At 58.1% G+C, this 26,109-nt stretch carries 20 protein-coding genes; 11 read left to right on the plus strand and 9 right to left on the minus strand.

Annotated features, from left to right (window positions below; translation table 11 throughout):
- Together EQG79_RS06565 and EQG79_RS06570 are read right to left on the minus strand one after the other, a co-directional pair.
- Positions 1–3,312 (minus strand): carboxypeptidase regulatory-like domain-containing protein, encoded by a 3,312-nt coding sequence (locus EQG79_RS06565; protein ID WP_240699287.1) that lies wholly within the window; start codon positions 3,310–3,312, stop codon positions 1–3.
- Positions 3,313–3,406: 94 nt separating this feature from the next.
- The gene (locus EQG79_RS06570) at positions 3,407–3,703 is read right to left on the minus strand and encodes a putative quinol monooxygenase (protein WP_077920884.1); all 297 of its coding nucleotides are present in this window, start codon (positions 3,701–3,703) and stop codon (positions 3,407–3,409) included.
- Positions 3,704–4,069: 366 nt separating this feature from the next.
- Between EQG79_RS06570 and EQG79_RS06575 the strand changes: the two genes are divergently transcribed.
- The 8 genes from EQG79_RS06575 (at position 4,070) to EQG79_RS06605 (ending at position 9,696) form a co-directional block, all read left to right on the plus strand.
- On the plus strand, positions 4,070–4,696 hold the full coding sequence (locus EQG79_RS06575) for a cupin domain-containing protein (protein ID WP_077920883.1): 627 nt from the start codon (positions 4,070–4,072) through the stop codon (positions 4,694–4,696).
- A gap of 111 nt (positions 4,697–4,807) precedes the next feature.
- Positions 4,808–4,963 carry a hypothetical protein gene (locus EQG79_RS30930; RefSeq protein WP_165358843.1) on the plus strand — a complete coding sequence of 52 codons (156 nt, stop codon included), beginning with the start codon at positions 4,808–4,810 and terminating at the stop codon, positions 4,961–4,963.
- A gap of 304 nt (positions 4,964–5,267) precedes the next feature.
- Positions 5,268–5,465 carry a hypothetical protein gene (locus tag EQG79_RS06580; RefSeq protein WP_077920882.1) on the plus strand — a complete coding sequence of 66 codons (198 nt, stop codon included), beginning with the start codon at positions 5,268–5,270 and terminating at the stop codon, positions 5,463–5,465.
- A gap of 269 nt (positions 5,466–5,734) precedes the next feature.
- Positions 5,735–6,667: a ring-cleaving dioxygenase gene (locus tag EQG79_RS06585; RefSeq protein WP_077920881.1), complete on the plus strand. Its 933-nt coding sequence runs from the start codon at positions 5,735–5,737 to the stop codon at positions 6,665–6,667.
- 60 nt (positions 6,668–6,727) lie between these two features.
- A complete protein-coding gene (locus EQG79_RS06590; RefSeq protein ID WP_077920880.1) occupies positions 6,728–7,729 on the plus strand; it encodes a type I glyceraldehyde-3-phosphate dehydrogenase in 1,002 nt (333 codons plus the stop codon).
- A gap of 35 nt (positions 7,730–7,764) precedes the next feature.
- On the plus strand, positions 7,765–8,064 hold the full coding sequence (locus EQG79_RS06595) for a hypothetical protein (RefSeq protein WP_077920879.1): 300 nt from the start codon (positions 7,765–7,767) through the stop codon (positions 8,062–8,064).
- 41 nt (positions 8,065–8,105) lie between these two features.
- The gene (locus EQG79_RS06600) at positions 8,106–8,579 is read left to right on the plus strand and encodes a Dps family protein (RefSeq protein WP_129600788.1); all 474 of its coding nucleotides are present in this window, start codon (positions 8,106–8,108) and stop codon (positions 8,577–8,579) included.
- Positions 8,580–8,793: 214 nt separating this feature from the next.
- Positions 8,794–9,696: a helix-turn-helix transcriptional regulator gene (locus EQG79_RS06605; protein ID WP_129600791.1), complete on the plus strand. Its 903-nt coding sequence runs from the start codon at positions 8,794–8,796 to the stop codon at positions 9,694–9,696.
- A 32-nt stretch (positions 9,697–9,728) separates the two neighbouring features.
- Here EQG79_RS06605 and EQG79_RS06610 read toward each other — a convergent pair whose 3' ends face one another.
- Positions 9,729–12,086: a tetratricopeptide repeat-containing sensor histidine kinase gene (locus EQG79_RS06610; protein ID WP_077920876.1), complete on the minus strand. Its 2,358-nt coding sequence runs from the start codon at positions 12,084–12,086 to the stop codon at positions 9,729–9,731.
- 44 nt (positions 12,087–12,130) lie between these two features.
- Positions 12,131–14,203 (minus strand): sigma 54-interacting transcriptional regulator, encoded by a 2,073-nt coding sequence (locus EQG79_RS06615; RefSeq protein WP_129600794.1) that lies wholly within the window; start codon positions 14,201–14,203, stop codon positions 12,131–12,133.
- Positions 14,204–14,661: 458 nt separating this feature from the next.
- Between EQG79_RS06615 and EQG79_RS06620 the strand changes: the two genes are divergently transcribed.
- Entirely contained in the window at positions 14,662–15,147 is a 486-nt protein-coding gene (locus tag EQG79_RS06620; RefSeq protein ID WP_129600797.1) for a nuclear transport factor 2 family protein, read from the plus strand.
- An 830-nt stretch (positions 15,148–15,977) separates the two neighbouring features.
- Here the strand turns inward: EQG79_RS06620 and EQG79_RS06625 are convergent.
- Complete coding sequence (locus EQG79_RS06625) at positions 15,978–18,131, minus strand: sensor histidine kinase (RefSeq protein WP_240699288.1); 2,154 nt, start codon at positions 18,129–18,131, stop codon at positions 15,978–15,980.
- A 154-nt stretch (positions 18,132–18,285) separates the two neighbouring features.
- Between EQG79_RS06625 and EQG79_RS06630 the strand changes: the two genes are divergently transcribed.
- Positions 18,286–19,257, plus strand: coding sequence for an aldo/keto reductase (locus EQG79_RS06630; protein ID WP_129600803.1), 972 nt, complete (start codon positions 18,286–18,288; stop codon positions 19,255–19,257).
- A gap of 14 nt (positions 19,258–19,271) precedes the next feature.
- On the opposite strand, the gene EQG79_RS06635 is transcribed toward EQG79_RS06630, so the two are convergent.
- Both EQG79_RS06635 and EQG79_RS06640 read right to left on the minus strand, forming a co-directional pair.
- Positions 19,272–21,284 carry a type 1 glutamine amidotransferase family protein gene (locus tag EQG79_RS06635; RefSeq protein WP_129600806.1) on the minus strand — a complete coding sequence of 671 codons (2,013 nt, stop codon included), beginning with the start codon at positions 21,282–21,284 and terminating at the stop codon, positions 19,272–19,274.
- A gap of 259 nt (positions 21,285–21,543) precedes the next feature.
- Positions 21,544–22,248: an SDR family oxidoreductase gene (locus EQG79_RS06640; protein WP_077920871.1), complete on the minus strand. Its 705-nt coding sequence runs from the start codon at positions 22,246–22,248 to the stop codon at positions 21,544–21,546.
- 106 nt (positions 22,249–22,354) lie between these two features.
- Between EQG79_RS06640 and EQG79_RS06645 the strand changes: the two genes are divergently transcribed.
- On the plus strand, positions 22,355–23,272 hold the full coding sequence (locus EQG79_RS06645; protein WP_129600808.1) for a tryptophan 2,3-dioxygenase family protein: 918 nt from the start codon (positions 22,355–22,357) through the stop codon (positions 23,270–23,272).
- Here the strand turns inward: EQG79_RS06645 and EQG79_RS06650 are convergent, their stop codons facing one another.
- Together EQG79_RS06650 and EQG79_RS06655 are read right to left on the minus strand one after the other, a co-directional pair.
- Positions 23,273–23,803 carry a YdeI/OmpD-associated family protein gene (locus EQG79_RS06650; RefSeq protein ID WP_077920869.1) on the minus strand — a complete coding sequence of 177 codons (531 nt, stop codon included), beginning with the start codon at positions 23,801–23,803 and terminating at the stop codon, positions 23,273–23,275.
- An 84-nt stretch (positions 23,804–23,887) separates the two neighbouring features.
- Positions 23,888–26,101: a TonB-dependent receptor family protein gene (locus EQG79_RS06655; RefSeq protein WP_129600811.1), complete on the minus strand. Its 2,214-nt coding sequence runs from the start codon at positions 26,099–26,101 to the stop codon at positions 23,888–23,890.
- Between the last annotated feature and the right edge of the window lie 8 nt (positions 26,102–26,109).

Here is a 26,109-nt window from a genome sequence, read left to right on the forward strand (position 1 = left end):
TTACTGCACCTGAATGAGTTGCGTAGCCGCTACCGGCCGACCGTCCTGGGTTATGCCCTGAACCGTTACCCGTACCGTTCGAACCACATCCGAGAGCGGGAACAGCAGGCGCGTTTGCCCGTTGCTGTCGGTCTGGGCAATGGGTTTCCAGTAGAGCACATCCCGCCGGTCAACGGGGCTACCCTCGGCGGGTGCGACGCCAGCCTCGTAACGCGGCACGGTAAACGCCGGCGGCACAGACGGGTAGCCGATCAGCTGGAGCGATTGCGCGGTCGTTTGCCGACCCGGCCCGCTGGGTTCCGAAGCGCTTCGTTTGGAGTAGAACGCAATGACCCCGTTGCCGCCCCGAACCCCGTACATCCCTACCGACCCCGCGTTTTTCAGTACCTCAATCCGTTCAATATCGTTCGGGCTGAAGCCAAACAGCGCAGTGGATGGGTCGCCGGTAATGGGCATGCCGTCCATCAGATAGAGCGGTTCCGTACTGCTCTGCAGGCTGTTGATACCCCGTATCGTAACGGCATACCCATTGGACGACTCGCTGGATGCCAGCTGCATGACCGACACCCCCGACACCTGGCCGCGCATCATCTCGTACAGGTTCGAAAACTGGGTAGTATTGCCCGAAAACGTAACGGTAGCGTCGGCTTTTCCGTGCAAGCTCATGCCCCGAACCGCATCGCGGGGGTCGGCCTGCTTCCGCGCGCTTACGTTCACCTCGGCCAGCTGACGGGCTGCTTTCTGCCGATACCGGCCCGGATCGGCCTCCTGCCGGAGCCGGGCCGCAGCCAGTACCGCCGACAGCCGTCCCCAGTCGACGAGCGTATCGGCGCTGGTTCGCGGCCAGATCATGCCGGGGCGCTGTAGTACCAGCCGGGTATCGGTAACGGGCAGACTTTTGAACTGCCGGTCGGTAAACTGCACCAGTACCGGCAGGGTATCTCTAACGGCCAGCCCCGCCAGCCGGAAACGCCCCTGCTGATCGGCGCCCACCGAGTTGACAAAATATTGGGCCGCACTGGTTGATGCCACGACCAGCTGTGCATCGGGTATCGGCAGACCGGCCGCATTCAGCACCTGTCCCATTATCGATACCCCGCCCAGCCAGCCGGCGTCGTGGATGCCCCCCATGCGTCGCCACTGTTGCCGCGCCAGCTGCTGGCTGAGCCGCTGGCGCAGGTCGGGCCGGTTCGTTTTCAGGTAGTCGTTGGGCAGCCGGATGGGTTCGCTCAGCTCACCGGTGAGAAACAGATGGGTGGGCAGATCGTCGGCAGCGGTATCGGGCGGAACCTGGTCGGCGTCGGTGATCGACACGGATAAAGCGGCTACGGCCGGCCGACCACCGTCGTTGAGCGAAATGGTGAGCGAAACCGACTCGCGGGGCTGGTAGCGGGCTTTTGGGGTCGTCATGGTCACGGCCACGGGCGGCAACCGATCCGGCACAACGACCAGCCGTTCGGCCTGCAGGCGGGCCACATCGTTGTACAGCCGCAGCTGAACCAGCCCCGGCGGCAACCGAAGAACGGGTATGCTCAGCTGCGCACGGCCGGCCTGTAACAGCACTTTCTGCTGATAAACAAGCTGTCCGCGTTGCTGAACGAAGAGATAGACCGAATCAGCCCGCTGTTGCGCGCCCCCGTCGATGGTAATGGCGAGTCGGCTGGTATCGGTACTGAGATCGGCCGCTAGGCTCAGTCCACTGGTTCTGGCGGGCTCGGCCGCTGCCTGTTTTGCCACCGGGGTTCCCCGGGCGGGTCCGGCCGAGCGGTCGAGCGCATTATAAATAGCGACCGAGCGCTCGAAGGCGGGCCGAAACTGCCTGTCATCTTCGTCGGTATAGACGCGCAGCCGGTACAGGCCCGACCCCAGCGTATCCGACAGCCGGAAGTTACCCACGCCCCGGCCCTCGGCTACGTGGAGCCACTGATGCTGTACGAGCTGTCCGGAAGGGGTCAGCAAATCGGCCTGAGCGGCTGTTTCGCCGGCCGGGCGTCGATGGGTGGGTGTATCGAGCAGGTAGACGCTGAACCAAAGGCGGTCGCCAGTCAGGTAAAACGGCTTGTCGATGTGGGCGTAGGTCGTCGGACCCAGCTGCGCATAGTGGCTCGTGAAGTCGGTGGCAATCCGCTCCAGTCGCTGATCAGGTGGCAGCAGCTTCCCCTGCGCGATAAAGGTCTGGCTGGCTTCATCACCTGGCTGGGTTTGGCCCGGCAGGCCGGTTGGTTTCCAGTCGGCGGGCATCTGGGTCGACAACCGATCGTCGGCGAGGGAGCCGGAGGCTTCCAGGCCATTGGGAACGGTGATCAGCCCATCGGTCGTCAGCTGGCTCCATCCCTGGGGCAGGGTCAGCTGCGAGTAGGCGTAGCGGGCATCGCGATAGGGCGAAAAGGTAGAGGTAGCCCGCGTATAAAAAACGACCAGCGGGCGGGCCGTTTCCAGCCGCCGTTCAAACGGCAGCCTGCCGGGCTGAATCAGGGTAGCCACCGTAACGGGCGTTAGCCGTTTGTATTTGTGTATGGCCTCGTACAGCAGCGGCTGCCCATTGATGGGGCCCATGGGTTTGGTAATATCTTCGTAGTAGACCTGAAAGTCGTTCTGTTCGTGCGTACCGCTGATGAGGCTGGCCATCAGATGCCGCAGCGACCCCAGGTAAGCCTGCATCCGGTTCCGGCGGTAACGCTCGGCCTGTCGGTCGTCGGCGGGGGTCAGCGGCTCGAAGCGGCTTGCGCCGGCATAATACACCTTGACCAGACTTCCGTCGAAGCGCTGAAGGTCGTAATAGAGCCGGTAGCCCAGCGCCTGGTTCTCGATGATGAGCGGTGCGGTAGCGGTAGCGATCAGGTGTCCTTTTTCTTCCGTAAACGACAGCACGAAGCTATTGGTGATCTGGCACTGGCTGCCGAACGGATCGCCCAGAAGCTGCCGCCTAAACTGGCGAAACTGCCGCTCCCAGGTCCGGTCCTTGCGGTTGGCCCGCACCGTTACATCGGCCAGCACCCGGCTGTCGGGCGTGAGCGCAAAGGCGAGGGTAGCCGGTCTGGGCTGATCGAGCCGCAGCGTTTGCCGGGCCGTCTGATAGCCCAGAAACGACGATACGACCTCAATGGTACCGAGCGGCACGTTCTGCAGATCGAACCGCCCCTGCTCGTCGGTGGTGGTGCCGCGCGTTGTTGCGTTCAGGTACACACTGGCAAACGGCAGAGGCTTGCCGGTAGCCGCATCGGTTACGCGGCCCGACAGGCTGGTTGTCTGCGCCAGTCCCGACCTGATCAGGAGCAGCAGGCTAACCGCCAGGAAAGCAATGGTTCTCAAATAAGGGTGCCCCGCCATACGAATAAACTGCTGGTAAACTGCTGGTTATTCTCAAAAGTACAGCGGGTAAGTATTTTTACTTAACACCGGATAGTCAGGGCAGTACTTCCAGCTTTTCGCCCGAAAAGGCCAGCGCTTTTTCGGCGAAGAGGGCTTTGGTAGCAGCCCAGGTCGTGCGGAACAGCTCGCTCTGCCGGTAGGCCTCCAGGGCATCGGCAGAGTCCCAGAGGCTGTAGGTCATACGCACCGCGGGATGGTCAGGGTCGCGCAGGAGCTCGAGGTGGCGGTTGCCGGGAAAAGCCCGGATGTGGTGTTTCGACCGATCGAAGATGGCGTGAAAATCGGGCAGGGCCTCTTCCCGAAAGGTCATACGGACAAAGCGAACAAGCATAGCGTATCTGTGACGACAGCCCCCCCCGTACCGGTTATTCCAGCTGGACAGTACCGGGTGGCCGTATTTTTTCAGCTTGCAAGGTAACACCTCTGTGCCAACGCTGCCAGTATTACCGGTCTGTATGTCAGCTACCGCGGCCCGGTGGCATGCGGCTGGCCAGCGCCGTTTATGGCTGTACTTCACTACCTCCGGGCGTACCCCGTTACAGGCCCGGCACTGTTTTTGTACACATCATCTTGTATCCATATAGAATAACCTCACTTCAAGCGCATCTTTTTCCGTTTCAGCCGACCAGCCATTGCCAGCGACCGGCCCGCAACGGACTTTTGCCAGCACTAACACAACCCGAAACTGACTACTACGATGCCATTCACCTACCCGCATTCCATTGAAAACAGTACTGGCGAAACGCTCATTTTTTACCAGGTCATTCCCGAACCCGATGGCGACCGCGTGGTTGGGGAGAACTTTGTAGCCCCGGGCTCCGGCCCACCTATGCATGTTCACTGGCTACAGGATGAAGGCTTTACGGTCCTTAGCGGAACCATTGGCTACCAACTGGCCGGCCAGAAAGAGCAGTATGCGCAGGCGGGTGAGACTATCGTGTTCAAACGCGGTGTGCCGCATCGATTCTGGAACGCGGGTACCGACCCACTGCACTGTAGTGCCTGGCTCAAGCCTGCCCACTCGATTGTCTTTTTTTTATCGGCCCTTTTTGCCGCCCAGAAAAAATCGGGTAACGCTCGCCCGGAAGCCTTCGACGCGGCCTATCTGCTAACCCGATACGCCGACGAATACGCCATGCCGGAGATTCCCTGGTTAGTCAGGCACGTTCTGATGCCCATTACGTACCGGCTGGGAAAACTGCTGGGCCGGTATGATCACTTTAAAGACGCCCCGGAACCGCTGAAACGGGCAACCAGTCTCCGGCAGTCGGCTGTTTCAGGCGCTGCTGTCCAGTCGGAGCAAACGCTGACGGCTACGCATTAGCATTAGTCTCTACAGGGCTGAGGCCGGGTAATGCCTGGGGCCAACCACGGCTGATGCATAATAAATAAAGCGTTTTCGGACCCACGGTGTTGTACAGGAAAACCAATCATCATGGCTCATCAGGAAAAGACCAACAAAAACAGTAAGAAAGCGGCTACCAAGCCTGCTAAAGTAGCCGGTCACCCAGTCCTGCCCAAGTATGCCCAGAACGATGCCCTTGTCGCACCGTTGGATCTTTCTCCAAAGGCCAAGAAAGGCCGGAAATAAACCCGCTTCAGTATCCCGGCCTACGGGTTATTATCCCCTCCTGAACAGGGGCTCGCTAACAGCCCGTAGGCTGATTTTTTTAACGGACAGGATCGACTCCATAGAGCGGCTCTTACGAACCTGTCCGGGCGTTTGCGAACGCCACAAGGTCATCAACCCCCGTACAATTTCTTGTACCAGCGGGAAAAATTGGTGGCTACGGAGACGTAAAGTCAACGGTCTTCCTGAATCAGGAGCCCCCTGTAAACTGGCCATACTCGTCTCAACAGACGCCGGCTTTTACAACCGATCAAACCAACCGATCATGACAAACCAACTCCCCTACACGTCCATTCCCGATACATCCGATACCATCTACTGGGAACCGAAATCGTTAAAGAATAATCTGCGGAGCACCACCTTTGTACCCCGAGACAGGGAGCTGCACCAGCAACTTCGGGTTAAAGCCTGGGCGGTTATTCAGGCTTCTCTGTCGAAGCGGAATAAAAAAGCGAAATACTAGCGGTCGGAACGGTTCCGTAAGTCTATGAAATCATAAATACCACGGCTGGTCAGTAGCGACAACGCGTCTGCCTGACCAGGAACCATACCCGCTCCTCCGGCCCGGCAAAACAGGGCCTGCTTTGGGAGAAACCGCTTTTTTTACCGGATAACCGTCAATTCGTACCAGTTCCGCAGGCTGCCCCGCCGGTAGTTTTGTCTCATCCATTTGGGACAGACATTTCCGTTTGCCCGATTGGCAACCATCGATCGACATTACTCGGAACAGGTATGGATAATCGCATTCTAGGTCTTCATCATATTACGGCCATCGCCAACAGCGCCCAGCGCAACTACGACTTTTACACCCGCGTGCTGGGCCTGCGGCTGGTCAAGAAAACGGTCAACTTCGACGATCCCGGCACTTATCATTTTTACTACGGCAACGAAGAAGGCACACCGGGCACCATCCTGACGTTCTTTCCGTGGGAGGGCATCGGGCCGGGTAAAAACGGCGTCGGCATGGCCACCGAAATCGGGTATTCGGTGCCCGTCGGGAGCCTCGACAGCTGGGCCGAGCGGTTCCGCGAAACAGGCGTCGCTGTGGGCGAGCAGGCCGAACGGTTCGGAGCACGCTACATGCCCTTTAAAGACCCCGACGGACTGGCCATCAGCCTGATCGAGCATCCCGACAGTCGGCCCGCCTGGGAAACCGAGGCCGTTCGGCAGGCTATGGCAACCCGGGGGTTTCACAGCATAACCCTGACGCTGCAAACGGTAGATGCCACGGCCCGCCTACTGACCGACCTGTTCGGCTATGAGCTACAGGCGCAGGATGGCAATCGCTATCGATTCAGTACCGATGCCATCGATACGGCGTCGATTGTCGATCTGCTCGAAGAACCCAAAGGCCCCATAGGCCGCAATGCCGCCGGCACCAATCACCACGTTGCGTTTCGGGTGGCCAATGAGTCTGTTCAGATGGCGCTCCGCGATAAAATCATGAGCCAGGGTCTGTCGATCACCCCCAAAATAGACCGCGACTATTTTTTCTCGCTCTATTTCCGCGAGCCCGGCGGGGTGCTGTTTGAGATCGCCACCGACAATCCCGGCTTCACTGTCGACGAACCCCTGTCGGCCCTCGGCACGTCGCTCCGGCTCCCGAAGCAGTACGAAGCCTCACGAGTGCACATCGAGAAGGCCCTGCCTGTACTGACCACCTGAGGGCTGGTCGACCAATTTTCTCCAGCCTCTTTACCCATCAATCACCAATCCTGACTGCGTATGGCCACGATAGCCTTATACGGATTTGGCCGCATTGGCCGACAGTTTCTGCGGATTGCCCTGCAACATGACCTGTTTACGCCGGTTGCCGTGGCCGATATCCGCGACGAATCGACGCTGGCAGCTCTGTTTGCGGTCGATACCAACTATGGGCGCTGGCCCGAACCCGTTACCGGACGGGCCGGTGCGCTACAGATCGGCCACCGCAGCCTGCCCTATATCAACTCGATGCAGGCAGTGCCGGACTGGGGTGCGCTGGGCGTCGATCTGGTCGTTGACTGTACGGGTCGGGCTACCACCCGCGCCGGTGCCCAGGTTCACCTGGATCGGGGCGCCCGCTACGTACTCATCAGCGCCCCAAGCAAGACCCTGGCCGACTGCGATGCCGTTCTGCTCAAGGGAATCAACCTGGATACGTTCGACCCGGCCAGCCATCACCTCATCAGCATGGGCAGTTGTACGACCAACGCCCTGGCTGCGGTGGTGAAGGTCATCCGGGAGCGCTTCGGGATTCAGTACGGCCTGTTTTCGACGGTCCACTCGTATACGAACACCCAGTCGCTGACCGATCAGCCGATGAAAGACCGGCGCGACTCCTGGGCCGCAGCCGAGAACATCATTCCTTCCTCGTCGGGAGCCGCCCGGGCGTTGCAGTTTATCTGGAACGATCTGAAAATTACGGGCAAAGCCTACCGCGTTCCGACCCGAACGGGCAGCATTGCCGAGCTGAATCTAATCACGGAAAAAGACTGTACGGTGCAGGACGTCAACGATGCGTTTCGCCGGGCCGCTACCGAGGGGCCGCTGAGAGGGGTTCTGGACGTACTGGATGGCGAGTGGGCCTCGTCGCGGATTGTGGCCGATCCTCACTCCTCGATCGTTGATTTACCCCTGACCGCCAAAGAAGGCAATCTGCTGTCGGTAGCCACCTGGTACGACAACGAGTGGGGCTTCGCGAACCGCCTGGCCGAAGTGGCTGCGTTTCTGGCCGACCGCATCTAGCCGACCGCAAATTTTCTAATCAACACCCGTTCACCATGGGACAACTCCATTACGATACCGTTTCGGAAGCCGTTGCTGCCTTACAGAAACAGGGATTCACGACCGATTTCCGACTCGAGCAGGACCGGCTGGTCTGCCCGGTGGCGTCCTTTGGCGCCGATGAGTTTACGATCGTCGACATCTACCGCTACGAAGGCGATACCGACCCCGCCGACGAAGCCAGCGTCTACGCCATCAAGTCCCGGTCGGGGTTGAAAGGGATACTGGTTACCGGTTACGGCGCTTCGGCCGATGCGGTATCAACTGCCCTGCTCGAAAAGCTTCATAGCCGATAAACGCCAATTCCGATTTACCCCACTACAACAACCAGGTTCTTATGAAAACAACTATTGGTATCTCGCCCGAAAACCGCGAAGTCGTTGCGCATCAGCTGGCCATACTGCTGGCCGACGAGTTTGTGCTCTACACCAAAACCCTCAATGCCCACTGGAATCTGGAGGGCATCGACTTTCACTCCGTACACCGTTACTTCGAGGAGCTCTACACGCAATCGGCCGATATGGTCGACGATGTGGCCGAGCGCATCCGGCAGCTGGGTCACTATGCTCCCGCCACCCTGAAGAATTTCCTGCAACTCACCCACCTGACCGAACAGGACGAAGATGGCAATGACAGCCGCAGCCTGATCAGAAAACTACTGGCCGATCACGAGAGCCTGATCGAGTTTATCCGGGGTACGATCAACGAGTTTCAGGAAGCCCATCACGATGCCGGCACGAGCGATTTTGTTACGGGGTTGATGGAAAAACACGAGAAAATTGCCTGGATGCTGCGGTCCCATCTGCGCTGAACAACTACGGAAACGGTCGGCAGCCTCCAGACATAGCCTCCAAAAAGAATGCGACTCTCCAGAATAACTGGAGGTTACTGCCAGACCGACAATATATTAACTGCTTAATAATCAGTACATTACCTTAAAAATAACACTCTATTTCAAACTGGCATTTTCTTGGCAATGTAGTTCGTACTGGCCGGGTCAACCTCCCCTCCGAACTCTTCGCCTTATGAAACCAAATACGCAACACGGGCTCCTCGACGTACAGCGATTCGAAACAAGTCACTGGCCGTTGGCCGGTCGGGCGCAGCGCCAGTTCAAGCTGATCCTGATCCGGGCCGGCTATGGCTATCACCGCATCAACGGCAATCAGTTTCCCTACCGGTCCGGCGATATTTTCTTCCTGGGCCCGGTAGACAGCCACTCTTTCCTGATCGATCAGCCAACCTCGTTCTGCGTGCTCACCTTTACGGAGCTGTACCTCTCTCGCCTGTCGGCAAGCGGTCAGGAGGCCTGGCCCCAACTAAGTGACCAGAGCCAGCTGGTCAGCCAGCCGTTCGTTGGCAGTATCGTCAGCAGCACGACGGAACAGCAGCACCTGAGCGCGCTGGTCGATATGGTCCAGGCGGAACAACTCAATCACGGGCATCTGCTGGCCAACCCCATTGTAGAGTCGCTGATGAAAACGATTATAAGTCTGATAGACCGTCAGCTGGCGCGGCATCCGATGCGGCTCCCGACGCCGAAGAATGCGTCTCCGTCGCTGATTCGGCGCATGGGTGCTTATATCTGCCACCATATTACCCAGCCCGATCGGCTCCGCATCGACAGGATGGCCGACGTCTTTCATTATTCGCAGAGCCACCTGAGCGCGCTCTTCAAGCAACAGGCGGGCGAGTCGATTCAGCAGTATATTATCCGGTACAAGCTCCAGCTGGTAGAAGCCCGGCTGCGGCTGAGCAACATGACCATTTCGCAGATTGCCGACGAGTTTGGCTTTACCGACATCTGTCATCTCAACAAGCTGTTCAAACAGCGGTATCAGACAACTCCTACCGCCTACCGCAGGCGGGTTCAGGTGTCGGGACTGATCGATCCTACCTACGCCCACGACGCTTTCGATGCTGTCTGACCAACTCCGCCCGGACCGCCCGACCTGATTGGTCATACGCCGACTATTGGCTGCTGCTCTATTTTTTCTTCCGCGAAGGTCAGGCTGATCGCTACGCCGTTGTCCTGGCTGATCTGGAGATTGCCGCCGAGCTGCTTGCTCAGCCCCCGAATCAGGCTCATGCCCAGCGTACGACTCCGGTTCGGATTCAGGTCGGGGGGCAGGCCGACCCCGTCGTCTGCCATCACAAGCCGGTACGTCTTTTTGTCGAGCACCACGAACTCGATGCGGATGAGCCCGCTTTGCTGACCCGGGAAGGCGTATTTGAGCGAGTTGGTGATCACCTCATTGATAATCAGCCCCAGCGGAACGGCCAGCGTAACGTCCAGATCGACCGGCGCAATGGCGAGTTGTTTCTGCACCGTATCCTGCCGCGCAAAGGTCGTCAGCAGGTACTCGACAATATCGGCGATGTAGGCCCTCATCGAGATCGTGGAGAGCCGCTCGGACTGGTATAGCTTCTGATGAATCAGAGCCATCACATGCACCCGGTTCTGGCTTTCGCGGATGGCCGACAGGGCGGCTTTGTCTTTCAGATAAACACCCTGCGAATGAAGCAGGCTGCTGATGATCTGCAGGTTGTTCTTGACCCGATGGTGAATTTCCTTGATCATCCATTCCTTCTCGTCCAGCAGGCCTTCTTTTTCGTCGAGCAGGCTGTCTTTGTCCCGGATGAGTATTTCCTTTTCGGCCAGAATCCGCTCCAGCGATTCGTTTTTTCGATTGATTTCGAGCTGCTTGGCTTCCAGCAGCTGGTTGCTGCGCCGTTTCAGCCGGTACTGGCTATAGCTGAGTCCCAGCAGGCCCAGCAGCAGAACGGTACCGGCCAGTATGCCGTTGCGGGTGGTCTGGGCGCGGGCCAGCTCGTTCTGCTGCTGCTGAATCTGCTGCACTTTTTTGGCGGTGGCATACCTGACTTCCAGCTCAGCCAGCTTCCGGGTTTTGGTAACGGTAAAAATACTATCGTTCAGCGCCTTGTGCTGCCGGAAGTGATCAATAGCCGAGAGGTAGTTGCCTTCGATAGAATCGACCTTGAAGAGCATGTAATGAATATCCTTGACGGTCGAGAGCGAGTTTTTCTGGGGGTTATACGACAGCGCCTTCCGCAGGTAAAACCCGGCCTTTTTGACATCGTTACGCGCCAGATAAAACTTGCCGACGTCCTGCTGCACCTTCTGCGACATCTCGAAGTCACCACCCGATTTTTTATAATGGGCCACCGCCTGGAGGTAGTAGCGCTCGGCCAGGTCGTATTTCTTCAGATCATCGTAGCAGTAGGCGTAGCTCTGGGCCACGCATCCGTTTTGAATATTGTTGATCGTCGGGATCTCCTGAACCAGGTTGGTGATCAGCCCCAGCGCTTCGTAGGTTTTCCGGTGCGCAATCAGATCCCGCACCAGCTGACTGGCTGCGTTATACAGCGAGAAATTAGGCAGCTTCTCCTGACGCCATTGCTCGAAGCTCTTCCTGTACCAGTAGATGCTCTCGCTCTGCTGCCCCAGCTCCATGTACATCTGCGCCAGCGTACCGTAAAAAACGGCGGCCGACAGCGTATCCTGCGTCCGGTTCATACTTTCCAGGCACTGGAGCGCGTAGAAAAGCCCTTTGTCGAAATTACCCTTCAGCCGGTTCACGCTGGCCAGACTGCTGTAGGTGTAATGCAGCTTGGGGTACTTCAGCTGTTTGTAGCGACTGAGTACGTCGGTAAAGGCCTGTTCGGCCACGTCGAGTTCGCCAAGGTCCATATGCAGCGACGCAGCCTGCTCCATCACCTGCACCTCCTTTGCCTGATTGCCAAGCTGTTTGTACAAAGCAGCGGCCTGCCGATAGTACGCAAAGGTTTCCGGGTAGTTCTTGATGATGTACCGCGTACAGGTCGCGAAACGCAGCGTAGCTTCGGCTTCGGTTTGCCGGTCGCTGGTTCGGCGGCACTCGTCGATCAGGTTGGCAAAAAGTGCCTTGCCCAGCCTGGTATTCCCCCGTTCAATGTAGGCAACGACCAGCAGGCTCTGGGCGTCATGCTGTTCGTTTACCCGATGCAGGGCGTTGCTGAGTTCGTTGGCCTGCTTCAGGTAGGTTATCGCACTGTCCAGGTCGCGGGTAACCTCGCCCGCCTTGTACACCTGAAACTTACCCAGTTCGATCAGCGCGTGGAGCCGGTTGGTGTCGGGCCCGCTGTTGTTGAGCTGAACCAGCAGCTGGCTCGCCATTTTGCGGGTAATATTCTGCGCATCGGCGGGCCGGGCCGTCAATAAAGCCAGCATAAGGCCGCCCCAAAACAGCCGCGCTCTCCGTCCCGAGCCGGGCAGTTGCACCTTGAAGCGGAAGAAAGGGACAGCAGACTCGGCCATCGGTTGTGTTTTTTTTAGCAGGGTACCGTACAGACGCACTGGACTTAGCGATCACCCGACGATGCGGTTGGAAACTGGGTGGCCAGCACTTTCCGGATGCCCAGTTTCTCCATCCGGTATTCCAGCGTTGTGGGCTTCAGATTCAGCCGTTCTGCCGCCCCCCCGCTTCCCCGGATGCGGCCGTTGGTTTGCTTCAGCACCGACAGAATATACTCCCGTTCGGTATCCTGCTGAATCTGTTTCACATCCTGTAAATCCCGGGGCGCCGACATGGCAGACTGCCCCTGAGCCGGATAGTCGCTGGCAGACGGCACCTGGGATACCGGGCAGCTCATGGCCAGCAGACTGTTGACCAGCGGCCGCCCCAGGCTGAGTGGTGTGTAGCCGTCGTTGATGATAACGGCCTGCTCGATGACGTTTTCCAGCTCACGAATATTACCCGGCCAGTTATGCCGGATCAGCTCGTTCAGCGCGGCATCGCTGATGCCGTGATAGGGTTTGCCCAGTTTGCGAGCCGATTTCTGGGCGAAGAACTGGGCCAGCAACGGTATATCACCCGGTCGTTCGCGCAGCGAGGGCAACGTAATCGGGAAGGTAGCGAGCCGGAAATACAGGTCCATCCGGAAGCGACCCTCCGCTACTTCTTTCTCCAGCTGCCGGTTCGTAGCCGCAATGACCCGCACATTGGTTCGGATGAGCGTTTTGCCGCCCAGGCGTTCAATTTCTTTCTCCTGCAACACCCGCAGCAACTTGGCCTGAAGCTCCAGCGGCATCTCACCAATTTCGTCCAGAAAGATGGTGCCGCCCTGCGCCAGTTCGAACTTCCCGATCCGCTTCTCGAAGGCCCCCGTAAACGCGCCTTTCTCGTGGCCAAACAGCTCCGATTCGATGAGGGTAGCCGGCAGCGCAGCGCAGTTGATCTTGACCAGGATTTTATCTTTCCGCGCCGACAGGTTATGCAGCGCCCGCGCAATGAGCTCTTTGCCGGTGCCGCTCTCGCCCAGAATCAGTACCGTAGTGTCGGTATTGGCTACCTGCGTAACCTGATCAAATACCTGCAGCAGCCGTTGACTGCGCCCGATGATTTCTTCGAAGTTGACCAGCGTTTTTACTTCTTCCTGCAGATAGGTGTTCTCCCGTTTGAGCTGTTCGCTGAGCCGGGCCACTTCTTCGAAGGCAAACACCCGCTCCAGCATCAGTACAATGGGCTGTTCGAGCCGCTCGAGCAGGTTATTGTGCCGCGACTGGTAGGTATCGGCAGTACGGCTCATGAACGTGATCACGAACCGGTCGATCTGCCCCACGTGGAGCGGCATGACTAGCGCCGACTCCAGCCGAAAGGCAGCCGCCAGGGCCTGCACCTGCCGATTCCGTTTGCCCAAGGCAGCAAAGGTGTCGGCGCTGTAGCGCGTCGGGCCGTCGGCAACCGAGTCGGCCGGCGCCTGGGCCAGCTCGCCGACAGTTGTGCTGGTTACCTGCCGCAGATCGTCGAGGCTAGGAATCTGGTATTCGTCGAATCCGACGCGGTAAAAGTTGAAGCTGTGCGCCGTTCCGTTTTTCTGGTAACTAACGGTCAGGAAATCGAACGGTACGTGCGGCTGAAATACCCGGGCTGCGCTCAGCAGCTTCTGTTCCCAGCTCACCGGCTCCGAAAGCGCATCCGTCAGCGCAATCTGGAGCGCCTTTTCTTCACGAAGCCTTAGTTCAGCACTATGTGCCTGGCGGTATCGGCTGATCTCCAGGGTAGTCAGAATATCTTTTTCCCGAAACGGTTTGACAATATACCCAATGGGCTGAGTGGCCTTTACGGCTTCGAGCACCCGCCGGTTGTCATTGGCCGATATATAGATAAACGGAATTCCGCGCCCCTCCAGCTGCTTGGCCAGGTCGATGCCGGTTTCGTTGCCCTTCAGGTAAATATCGAGCAGGACGATATCGGGCTGCTCCTGCTCCATAAAAGTCAGAGCTTCGGCTACCGAGTCGGCAATACCGATGATGGAGTAGCCAGCCTGTAGCAGAATGAGCTCCAGATCGTTGGCAATGATGTATTCATCTTCGACAATCAATAGTTTGCAGAACGATGTTGATGAAAGAGGAAGGCCGATTGATGGTTGCATAGTCTGAAGAGCTTTATCTGAATATCGAATACAGACCGCGTTGTCGGTTGGCTAACAAGAATTATTCCCGTTCGTGGCCCGGCTCCGTTATTGCCGAAAAACCCCGGCCAGGCCAGCCGCTTTGTGTCCGTATGTACTCATCATTGCTATAAATACGCGGCTAATCAGATCAAAAATAACAACTCTGCGCCACGTTACCGGAAATAATCGATAGATGTACCCGACTGCCGGCAGAGCACCCCCTACGGGTTGTATGGAGAACTCCAGAATGTTTGGAGTTCTCCATACAGAGCAGACCCGCTCACTGGAGTTGCAACAACGGGCCATACGCGTTATGAATTGACAATGAATAATTTATTCGTTTATACCCGTTTATGCCGGGCCTAATTACTAACCGGAGAGGTTGGCACTTGGGTTGATATAGGGTCTGGATAAAGCCCTTCCTTTTTCAGATCGTTATGCCCACCTCCAGGCAGCTTATCGAAGTCGTTTATAGTGTAGCTACAGACAGCAATCTGAGCCGAATCCTGCCGATACTGGACGAGGATATCGTCCTGTATATGCCCGATTACATGTCGATCGGTGGCGAGTACCACGGGCGGAGGGGATTCCTTACCCTTATGTCGAGGGTGTACAAACGCTGGGAGCGCATCGAGCTCAGCGCGCTGGTGTTTTTCATACCGGACCACGATCCTCTCTCGAACGCGGTTGTAACAACGGGCCTGTTCAGCGGAACCCTCCTTCCCGATAGCGAACCGGTCAGCCTGCCGTTTCTCCATTACTGGCAGCTCAAAGACGAGAAGATAATCGCGCTGCGGGCGTTTAGCTGGCATTCCGCTCCCCTGTCCAACCGGTCCCGGCAAGATCAGAACCCGCCCAACCCGTTCCTGAACGGCCCGTATGTCTGGCCGAACGGGAAGCGATCCAACGGATCAGCCCCCTGATCACAAGATCCGATCGGGTACCAGCGGTAGCCCCGTTCGGCTTCCGCATTCCGGATCACCCCGCCCCGTCAGGGCCATTACAGCGCAGCGTCGGTAGCAAGAGAATCAAATATCCGGCACCCCGGCCCGTAGGGCCACTACAGCGCAGCGTCGGTAGCAAGGGAATCAAATATCCGGCACCCCGGCCCGTCAGGGCCTCAACAGCGCAGCGTCGGTGGCAGGCGGTTCAACCGAATCAGACATTCCGGATCATCCATGGCCTGTAGGGCCATCACAGCGTAGCGTCGGTGGCAGGCGGTTCAACCGAATCAGACATTCCCGATCAGTCATGGCCCGTAGGGTCATCACAGCGCAGCGTCGGTAGCAATCCGGTTAGCCCCGTTCGATTTCTGTAAAAGCAATGTGCCGTCAGGTACATAATGGGTTTGTCTCTGTCGATGCACGGTTTTGCCGTTTGCTGCTACCGACGCTGCGCTGTAAAGGCCCTACGGGCCATGGATGATCCGGCCGTTTGCTGCTACCGACGCTGCGCTGTGATGGCCCTACAGGCCATTGTTCGGTGGGCACCTGTCAATCTTCCTACCGACGCTGCGCTGTGATGGCCCTACGGGCCATGGATAATCCGGCCGAACGGGGCCGAACCAGATGCCACCCCTACCGACGCTGCGCTGTGATGGCCCTACAGGCCATGAATGATTGGGAATGTCTGATTCTCTTGCTACCGATGCTACGCTGTAGTGGCCCTGACGGGCCAATCTGTTGTAATCAATCCCTCTTCCTTGATAATTCCTCTGCGCGGGCACGTTCTGCGTTACGTATAAGGCACGGCGTTATTGGGTTCCTATGGGCAGGCTGATGGTAAACTCGGTAAACTGGCCCTCTTCGGAGGTTACCGTAATGGTTCCGCCGTAGCCTTTGGTGATGATGTCGTAGCTCAGGGATAGGCCCAGGCCGGTGCCTTCGCCGGTGGGCTTGGTCGTAAAAAATGGCTGAAACAACTTGGGCAGCACCTCGTCCGGAATGCCGGTTCCGTTATCGCGAATCCGAATGCGGATGCAGGCGTCGTGCCGACGGGTCCTTATGTGTAGCGTAGGCTGATAGCCCGGTTCAGCCGTTTGCTGCCGTTTGTGCAGCGCGTACAAAGCGTTGCTGAACAGATTCAGCAGCACCCGGCCGATCTCCTGCGAAACCACCGGAACCAGCCCCAGGGTCGAGTCGAAATCCGTAACCAGCGCGGCCTCGAAGGTCGGCACCCGGGTTTGGAAACCCGCGTAAGCCAGTTTGCAGTTTTCGCTGGCCAGCGCGTTCAGATCGGTAAGCTGTTTCTCGCCGACGATGCTGCGGCTGTGCTCGAGCATGCCCTTCACGATCGACGAGGCCCGATTGCCGTGGTGGGTTATTTTTTGCAGGTTTTGGGTCAGGTCGGCCAGCAATTCGGCTTCCAGCGCCTGGTCGCGGGTTGGACTCTGGGCTTCCTGCGCCAGCTCCGTAACCAGTTCGGTCGATACTTCAGAAAAGTTCTTCACGAAGTTGAGCGGATTCTGGATTTCGTGGGCAATCCCCGCCGTCAGCTCACCGAGGCTGGCCAGCTTCTCCCGCTGAATCAACTGCGTCTGGGTGTCGCGAAGCTCAATCAGCGACTGGTTCAACTCTGCCGTCCGGTCGGCTACCTGCTGTTCCAGCAGCTGGTTCTGATTGGCCAGCAGGTGCTGCTTTTCCTGCTCCTGCGCCAGCGTTTGTGCCGACAGGCGCCTGACGGCCTCAAACTGCTCCCGCAGGGCCTGGTATGTACGGGCATAGTCGCTGACGAGCGAAAACGACAGGCCTATCGGGATACTGAACATCATCATCAGCCCCAAAATTGCCGTTGGCAAAACCAGCCAGAGCGAGGGCGTCACCGTATCCGACAACCCGTTCAGCAGCTGCGCCAGTATATTTATACCGATGATGGCCAGCAGTGAAAACAGCGAAAAGCGCAGCGATTTCCAGGGCAGATGGGAATCCGGGTCGGGGTTTCGACGCCGGGCCAGCCAGCTCACCCGGGTGTATTCGATCAGCACAACGATGAACGAAATCCAGGCCTTGCCATTAATAACAGAGTAGAGCACACAGCCGTAAACCACCATAAACAGCAAAATGGCACTAATTGCCCAGAAAACCACGCCCAACCGCCGGCCCAGGTAGATATAGACCGATAGCAGCAACAAACCCAGCGCCAGATTGACCATGACCCAGAAGCCCAGCAACAGCCCGGAGTCGAGGGTGAGCGTGCCAACCTGACTACTGATCTGATCGATCAGAAAAATCAGCGAGAAAGACAGCATGGTCAGGGCCAGCACCAGGTTGACCCGTTGTGATCGATTGGCCCGGTAGAACAGCAGGTGTAGCAGGCTGAGTACCCCAAAAATACCCGTCAGCAAATACTCCATAGCGGCCGACTGAGCCTGGTTGCTCATGAGTTCGACGGGGGCCCGGTCAGCCGTTTGAAACGACACCTGAAACGGCATTTTGTTCACAGAATTGCCGATGATCGAATCGCGCCGGAAGGTATAATGAACCGCGAGCGTATGTCGACTGGTATCGCTGATCGGGAGCGGCACGAAGGCAACCAATCGCTGTGAACCACCCGAATCGAACAGGGCCGGTTTTAGGCTAGCCAGCCGCTTTCCATCCAGGTAGACCTCCGATGCGCCAAACTGCCGGAACGTCATGACCAGTTCGTCTTTTTCGGGCCGCTGCAGCTGAATGATTCGGCGGAACCAGCCATGACCCGCCTGCCAGAGCTTCGTGTTTTCTGTAATACGGATTCGGGGACTGATTTTTTGCCAGTGTCCGTGATTATAGTCCGGATTAGCCCAGCCCGTACTATCACCAGCCCGAAACCGCCAGGCGTTTTTCCAGCCCACATCGACCGACGAAAAATTTTCGATCACAATCGCCTGAGCGCGGGCGTTCAGGGACCCTGATAGAACAAAAAGGCACATACCTAAGCGGTAAAGGTATCGCATCATAAGGCAAAGAAAGTAGACCCGGTCAGCAAAACATTTTTACTGTATTTAGTTGTACAGCGTAGTATCATGCAGGCGGCCTGAATCGCCAGACAGCGGCACCGCTCTGCATCTAAACCAATCCTATCGTATGCAATATCGCACATTCGGCCGCACCGGCTGGCAAGTTTCTGAAATTGGCTATGGCATGTGGGGCCTGGCGGGCTGGACCGGCTCCGAGCGCCCCCAGATCGAGCAGGCGCTCGACCGCGCCGTTGAACGCGGTTGTAACTTCTTCGATACGGCCTGGGCCTATGGCAACGGCCTGAGCGAACAGATTCTGAAAGACCTCCTGGCCCGTAACCGCGACAAACAACTGTACGTTGCCACCAAGATTCCGGGCAAAAACTTCAAATGGCCGTCCAAACCCGAATACGCCCTGGAAGACGTGTTCCCGGCCAGCCACATCATCGACTACACCGAAAAGAGTTTGAAAAACCTTGGCGTCGAGACGATAGACCTGCAGCAGTTCCACGTCTGGGAAGACGCCTGGGCTAACCAGGACGAATGGCAGCGGGCCGTAGAGCAGCTGACCCAGCAGGGCAAGGTGCGGGCGTGGGGCATTTCGGTGAACCGCTGGGAACCCGACAACTGCCTCAACAGCCTCCGCACTGGCCTTATCGACGCGGTACAGGTTATTTACAATATTTTTGACCAGAACCCCGAAGATAACCTCTTCCCACTCTGCCGCGAACTGAACCTTGGCGTTATTGCCCGCGTCCCGTTCGATGAAGGTACGCTGACCGGCACCTTTACGAAAGAAACGACCTTCCCGGCCGACGACTGGCGGTCAACCTACTTCGTGCCCGAAAACCTCAACAGCAGCGTTGACCATGCCGACGCCCTACGGCCCCTGATTCCGGCCGGTATGACGATGCCCGAAATGGCGCTTCGATTCATCCTCAGCAATCCCGATGTGCACACGACCATTCCCGGTATGCGTCAGCTCCGCAACGTAGAAGCCAACACGGGCGTCAGTGACGGACAGGCTCTACCGGCCGAGCTGGTAAACGCCCTGAAAGGCCACCGCTGGGACCGCACCCCGACCGAGTGGAGCCAGTAGGTAACGGACGCCCGTCAGTCAACAACCAGTACGGAGTGTAGCGTCAGTTGCGGAACCGTAACGGTAGCTACCCCCTGAGCATAGCGCATCGGCAGTGACCGGTTTTCCGGTTGCTGTACGATGCGCTTTGGCTTTTTGTCGGTGCGTACGCGAACGGTCAGGTTCGTCAGGGGCGGCACTTCATCATACGTAAACACCCGGGGGTCGGCATGTCGGCCACCGGTATTGATCAGATTGATAGTCAGCCGATTGGTATGCCAGCTGGGTACCACATGAACCAGGCGTGACCCACTCACCTCCACGATCGGGTTCGGCAGCAGCGGCCGGGCCAGCCCCGCCAGAAAATCGCGCAGTTTGGTCGACTGGTGGGTGCGGTAGTCGGTGCTCAGGTCGGCATACACGGCCGTTATCCGCCCCTGCCCGAACGTCGTTTCGGTAGCCGCTACGCTCGTTACCGACCCACCCGTTGCCGAGCTGTGGAGCTGTGCAACCGGCCGGGTATGGGCTCCTGTAAGCTGAACGGGCAGAAACGGACCTGCCAGCACCACCGACTGTCCGCTGGCCTCCACCCGCCGGGGTCCGTTCAGCACCGGCCCCGTTGGCAATACGCCCAGTTCAGCGGCAAACTGACGGGCATTGGTAGCGCCGATGATGAGCAGATGACCGCCCTGTTCGGCGTAGGTAAGCAGCTCGTTCCGAAACGCCGGGTCGAGCGAGTCCTGCTGCGACAGCACAATGACCGGGTACTGCTGCATACGACCGCGCAGATGATGCTCTGACAGCACCTCTACCGGTAGCTGCGCATCGAGCAGTGCCGTCAGTACGCCATTGATGCGCTGGGTCTGGCCACCAAACAGCGACTGGCTGGTGGCTCTGACCGTGGTATTCGAATACAGCAGCGCCACCTGCGGCACCGCTACGCTCCCCTGACAGAACGGTTGCCGGGCTCTGACAAACCGGCCCAGCTCAGCCATGACCGGCAGATCGCCCAGCGGCAGCGAGCCGTCGCGCTGCTGCTGGTAGTAGGCCTGAAACCCGCCCCCCAGCGACAGTACTTCGGCCGCTTCCTGCATGAGGTGAACGGCCGTTTTCTGATCACCCTGCCGGGGCGGGCCAAATTCGTACCAGAATCCCCACGACATCAGATCCCAGGGTTTCCTGTACAGCTGCCCCTGCGCGGCCAGGATACGCCCTTCGAGGGCGGCCGAGTTTACGCTGTTGCCCGGCGTCAGATCGCCCGAGAGGTAGTCGACATTGGTCGTGATGGGTTCGGGCATCATGGACGAGTAGGCCCAGTTGGAAGCAATCTGGAACGTGGGCCGATGGCGGTGTACTTCGTCGACGTAATGTCCGATGTACTGGATAAACGACTCGCGGGCCATGTTCTTAAACAGATCGTAGCCGGGGTCGTTGCTGGAACGCGGAATGGATTGCAGCCCCGTTGTGGTCCGGAACCGGTCGAGCGCAGCGGGCGAGTAATCGGGTACTGTGGCCCAGCACTCGCCATCGACCCAGACGCCATCGGCTCCGTAGTCGGCCAGTTCGCGGAGCTGCGGAATCAGTAACGAGTCGGCGTAGGGACCATAGACCGATGCTTTCGACAGGTCGGTGCTGCCGTCTGCTTTCCGGGCCGCCCAGCCGGGATACTTGGCCAGTACGGCATCGTCATAGACGCCCGAATAATGCAGATACAGGCCTACGCCGTGTTTTTTAGTGATGGCCCGGTAAAAAGCCAGCGGGTCGTTGGTAATACGGGGCGCTACCGAGGCTGTAGCCACCCGCGAGGGGTAACTGCTGATACCGGGATGCCCCTTGCAATCGACCTGGATGAAGTCAGGCTTAACGGCCGCCAACAGTGAATCGATCTTTTTTTCGGAGAGATTTCGGCCAATCAGCGAATCGCCGGAGCCGGCGTGGAAATCGAAATGAAGCCCGAAATACCGGCGTACCGGAGGCCTTTCGGAGGCTGACTGCGCCTGAAGTTGACCACAAAAAAGGGTAAGAAGCAGAACGACAATAACTCTCATTGCTGATGTATTGGTTTGTATAGACAACGCCCGGGCCGCCCGGAATCTCACACCCTCTGTCAACAATTCGCGCCTACCCGATCAGACCCGGCTGCTATTCTAAAGCAGAATCAGACCATAACTAACTATACTTCAGCCGCTTATTTTTCCCGGAAAACAGAATGACTTTTTTTGACGACTCAGCCGTAAAACGGAGCGAGGTGGCACGACCCAACGGCATGCCACCTCGCTCTGCTCCCCTGCGGATACGGTCGGTCACCTAATACTCCTGCTCCAGGGGGTGAACCATGAACTCGTCGATCACGACGTGGGCGGGGCGGCTGATGATGAATAGCATCGACTCGGCCATGTCTTCGTTTTTGAGCCAGTTGGTCGAGGTTTCGTGGCCGTGGCCTTTGGCGTGGAAGTGCGAATCGACCAGGCCCGAATATACTCCCGACACTTTGATACCAAATGGACGAACTTCCTTCCGCAGCGCACCCATGAACGCTTCCTGCGCGTATTTGCTGGCCGTATACAGCGATCCACCCGCAAAGGTCCGCTTGGCCACATCGGAAGCCACAATGACGATATGACCCGACCCCTGCGCCTTCAGCGTGGGCAGGGCCGCTTTGGTCAGTACAAACGTGCCTTTTACGTTGGTGGCCATCAGCGCATCCCACTCCTCAACCGTCAGCTCATCCACGTTTTTGAAGACGCCGTATCCGGCATTGTTGATCACCACATCGATCCGGCCGAACCGGTCGAGGGCGGTTTGTACAACGGCGGCCATGTCGGCCTCGCTGGCTACATCGCCGGCAACGGCAACAATATTGGCATGTTCGGCTTCCAGCGTTTTCAGGTCATCGGCATTGCGGGCGGTTACGACGACGTTAGCGCCGTTTTTAGCGAGCAGCAGCGCCGTGGCCCGGCCAATACCGCGCGAGGCCCCCGACAGAATGATGGTTTTGTTTTCGACAGTCATACGTTAGAATTTTAACTGCAAAGAACGCAAAGGTTGACGCAACCGTCGCAAAGAAGTTCGGGACTGACGACCTTTGTGGCCTAAACCAATCCTTGATCTGACCCTTATGCACGATTCCTTATCCGATAAACTCACGCAGCTGGAGCAAAAATTTGCGGCCATGGGGCAGGACATGAGCGCCTACCTCGAAGGCCTCCTCCAGGCCGATTACCTAACCTACTGGGATTACATCCACCTCGACACGCTGCTGTCGCTGCAAAACCCCAAAACGGCCTATCCGGATGAGCTGATCTTCGTGACCTACCACCAGATTACCGAACTGTATTTCAAGTTGATCCTGCACGAGATTGAGCAGATTGCCGATGCCGCCCCGCTGACGGCTGACTTTTTTACGGCGCGTATCCAGCGCATCAACCGCTATTTCGGCCTGCTCGAAGAATCGTTTGGGGTGATGATTACGGGCATGGAGCGCGAGCAGTTTCTGAAATTCCGCATGGCCCTGCTGCCCTCGAGCGGGTTTCAGTCGGTTCAGTTCCGCGAGATCGAGATCGTATCGACCACCTTCCCAAACCTGCTCATCGACCCACCCGCCCGCGCTACTACCATCAGCGAGCAGTATGACGCCATTTATTGGAAACGGGGCGCTACCGAACTGGCTACGCACCAAAAGACCCTGACGCTGAAACAGTTCGATCAACAGTACAGCGGTCGGCTCATCCGGCTGGCCGAGGCCTATCAGCCGAGAAACCTGAACCAGCGGCTGCTCGATCTGGAGCAGGCCGGCGGTGCCACTGACGAGCTGCGGTCGGCCCTGCGCGAGTACGACCAGCGCGTAAACGTCCGCTGGAAACTGGCTCACCTGCGGTCGGCGGTGCAGTACCTGCAGAAAGCCCCCGACGACATTCGGGCTACGGGCGGCACCAACTGGCAAACATACCTGCCACCGGCTCAGCAGCAGCGTATGTTCTTCCCGACCTTGTGGCCGGCCGATGCGCTACAGACCTGGGGTAAGCACCTCCATTGATCAGTCGTTGCGTAGCTTCTTGAAATACCGGACCATCTCGCCGTAGCCCAGCCCCATCGACAGGCCCGTTACGGCCTGGGTGATGCGTTTGGTCTTGGTATCAATAGTTTTAGCATCCTCGATCCAGTTGCTGAAATACGTCTGGTGGCCTTTGGGTAAGGTGTTGAAGAACGCCAGGGCGGCCGGCTCATCGTCCAGGCAAGCCAGCAGGTCGGGCGAGAGCGGCATCGAGTCGGTATCCAGCGCCAGCTCTACCCGTACGGTAGCGCCTTCTTCCTTTCGGATACCGCGTCGCATGTCGGCGTTGACGGGCATGATAAAGGCGCTATCGGCACCGCCGGCCTGCCCCATTGGCAGCAGGGCCACGAACTTGATGGCCAGGGCGTCGAGTGTGCCCTTCACCCGAAACGAGGTTCGCTGGCCCGGGCTGAGGGCGTCCGATACGTGGCTGGGAATCTCGATATAGGTCCAGCCGGTTTTTTCGCCTTTCTGCTCGAATCGCTGGAGCAGGGCTGTAAAGGTACAGGTCATAGGAATGAGAATAGGGTGGCAGGCGGGCACCTGCCGCAAAAATAGGTCACCAGCCCTACCACCCTACTCGCCTTAGCGTCAAAATTACAATCGGATACTCAGCGTAATAACTCCGCTACGCCCATCCGACGGCCATATACCAGGACCGGGATAAAACGTGGGCCGCTTTGTGAAGTACGCCTGATCAAGCAGGTTGTTCAGGCTACCGCGCCACGTCAGCCACGGCCGAATCCGCCAGCTGGCATTCAGATCCAGCAGGCTATAGCCCGGCACTGGGCCTCTGGCTCCGTTGGCCGAAGGTTCGGGGCTGTTCAGCGCATCGGAAAACGTAGGCCCCACGTAACTATACTGCGCTGTCAGGCTGGCCTTGCCGTAGCGAATTGTCAGCCCGTTGCGCGATGTCCAGCGGGGAGCCGACTCGACCCGGTTTCCGGTAAGGTCCCGGTTGTCGGTACCCGCACTAATAACCGCGTTCACGTAGCGGGCATCGATAAACGCCGATGCACTGAACATACTCAGGGTCAGCCGACGGCTCTGCCACAAAACCGCTTCTGCCAGCGCTTCGATACCCTGGCTGCGGCTATCGCCGATGTTTGTTCGCAGAATATACGACGCCCCATCGACACCGACCTGAACCAGACTTCCCAGCCGATTGCGGTACAACAGGTCGAACAGCGTCAGGTTTAGATGAACGTTGCTCCAGTAGCCTTCCAGCCCCAGTTCGGCCGTATGACCGAGCGCATCCTGTAGATTTTTATCGACCCGTTCGTAGACCGATGCCGGAATAATATCCTTAAAAATAACGGGTCGGTAAGCGCGCGTCCAACCACCGTAGAGCCGCAACTGCCGGGTAAGCTGGTACTGCGCACTGAAGCCCGGTAAGGCAAAGCGATGCGCAATATCGGTCGGTAGGTCGCCGGGGTCGTAATAGCTGATGGTACCGCGCATACGGGTCAGCCCCTGTTCCATACGGATACCGGGCGAGATCGTCAGCCGGGAACCCAGCCGAACCTGCGCTTCGGCAAAAAGAGCACCGTTGCGCGTACGATACCACAAGTCGCGGCCAAAGGGGGCCGTCAACGTCAAGTCATAGGCCGAGCCGGTCGTTCCTTTACCCAGCTGTTGCCGGTGCAGGTCGTTATGCATAAACTGCCCGCCCAGCACCACGGTGCTCGTTATACCCGCCACGCTCAGCTGCCGCAACAGACGAACCTCCGACGTATAGCTGTTAAACTGATCTACATCTACCTGCCGGGGTTTGTACTGTCCGGTTGCGGGATCAACGGCATCGGGCACCGTGGCAAACGCATCGAGCTGAACGCTGTTCCGCTGACCAAGAACGGCCGAGGTTGTCCACTGAAGCCGCGTCCGATTATCCAGCTGCCAGTCTACCCGTACCGACGGCACCCAGATATCGGGGTTGAAATAGTTCCGGCTACGGGTAGCCTGTCGGGGATCGGCCCTGAACATGGAGTCGGTCAGCGGACCGGGAATCTGATACACATAAGCCGAGCGGCCAGCTTCGGCGGTAATGGTCAGCCCGGGCGTCAGCTGGTAACTGAGCCGCATCAGCTGGGCCTGCGCATCTGACCGGCTGCTGGCCCGGTATCCGTCCGAATGGCGCCAGTACGCATACCCATAGTAGGTCAGCTTACCGATTCGGCCACCTACCGCGTTATAGCTACTTCGGAGGCCAAACGAGCCCAGCGACCCAATGGTCTCGAAACCGAATCGACGGGTAGTGTCGGCTTGTTTGGTCACATAGTTTAGCATACCGCCAAACTGAGCGCCGTACTGCAGCGAGGCCGATCCGCTGACCCATTCAATCTGTTCCAGGCTCTCACCGGGGGGCGAATAATGACTGGCCGGATACGCATACATATCCGAATTAGTCAGCACACCATTCTGGCGGATATTATTCTCCCACGACCGGTGGGGGTCGAGGCCACGGGTTGCTACGTTGATCTGATTACCGGTACCGTCCATATCATAGACGAACAAGCCCGGCACCCGGCCCAGCATCTGCCGGGCGTTTTTCTCAACAACGTTCACGTCCAGATGGGCAACCGGAATCAGCGCACTCCGTTTACCAGCCATCAGAAATGTGCCCTGTACGGTTGGTAAGGACCGGATCATAACAGCCCTCGATGCCCGTATATCGATCGACTGAAGCGTTCGCACGGGGAGCGAATCCGCTTCGGCGCTGTGTGTGACAGACTGCGCCGTTCCGGTGGATGGCTGCCATACAGCCATAACCACCGGAATCAGCCCCGTCAGTCGACAAAGCCAGTACGACATGTCAAGAG

The sequence above is a fragment of the Spirosoma sordidisoli genome (assembly GCF_004138325.1).
In the GTDB taxonomy this organism is placed as follows: Bacteria; Bacteroidota; Bacteroidia; order Cytophagales; family Spirosomataceae; genus Spirosoma; species Spirosoma sordidisoli.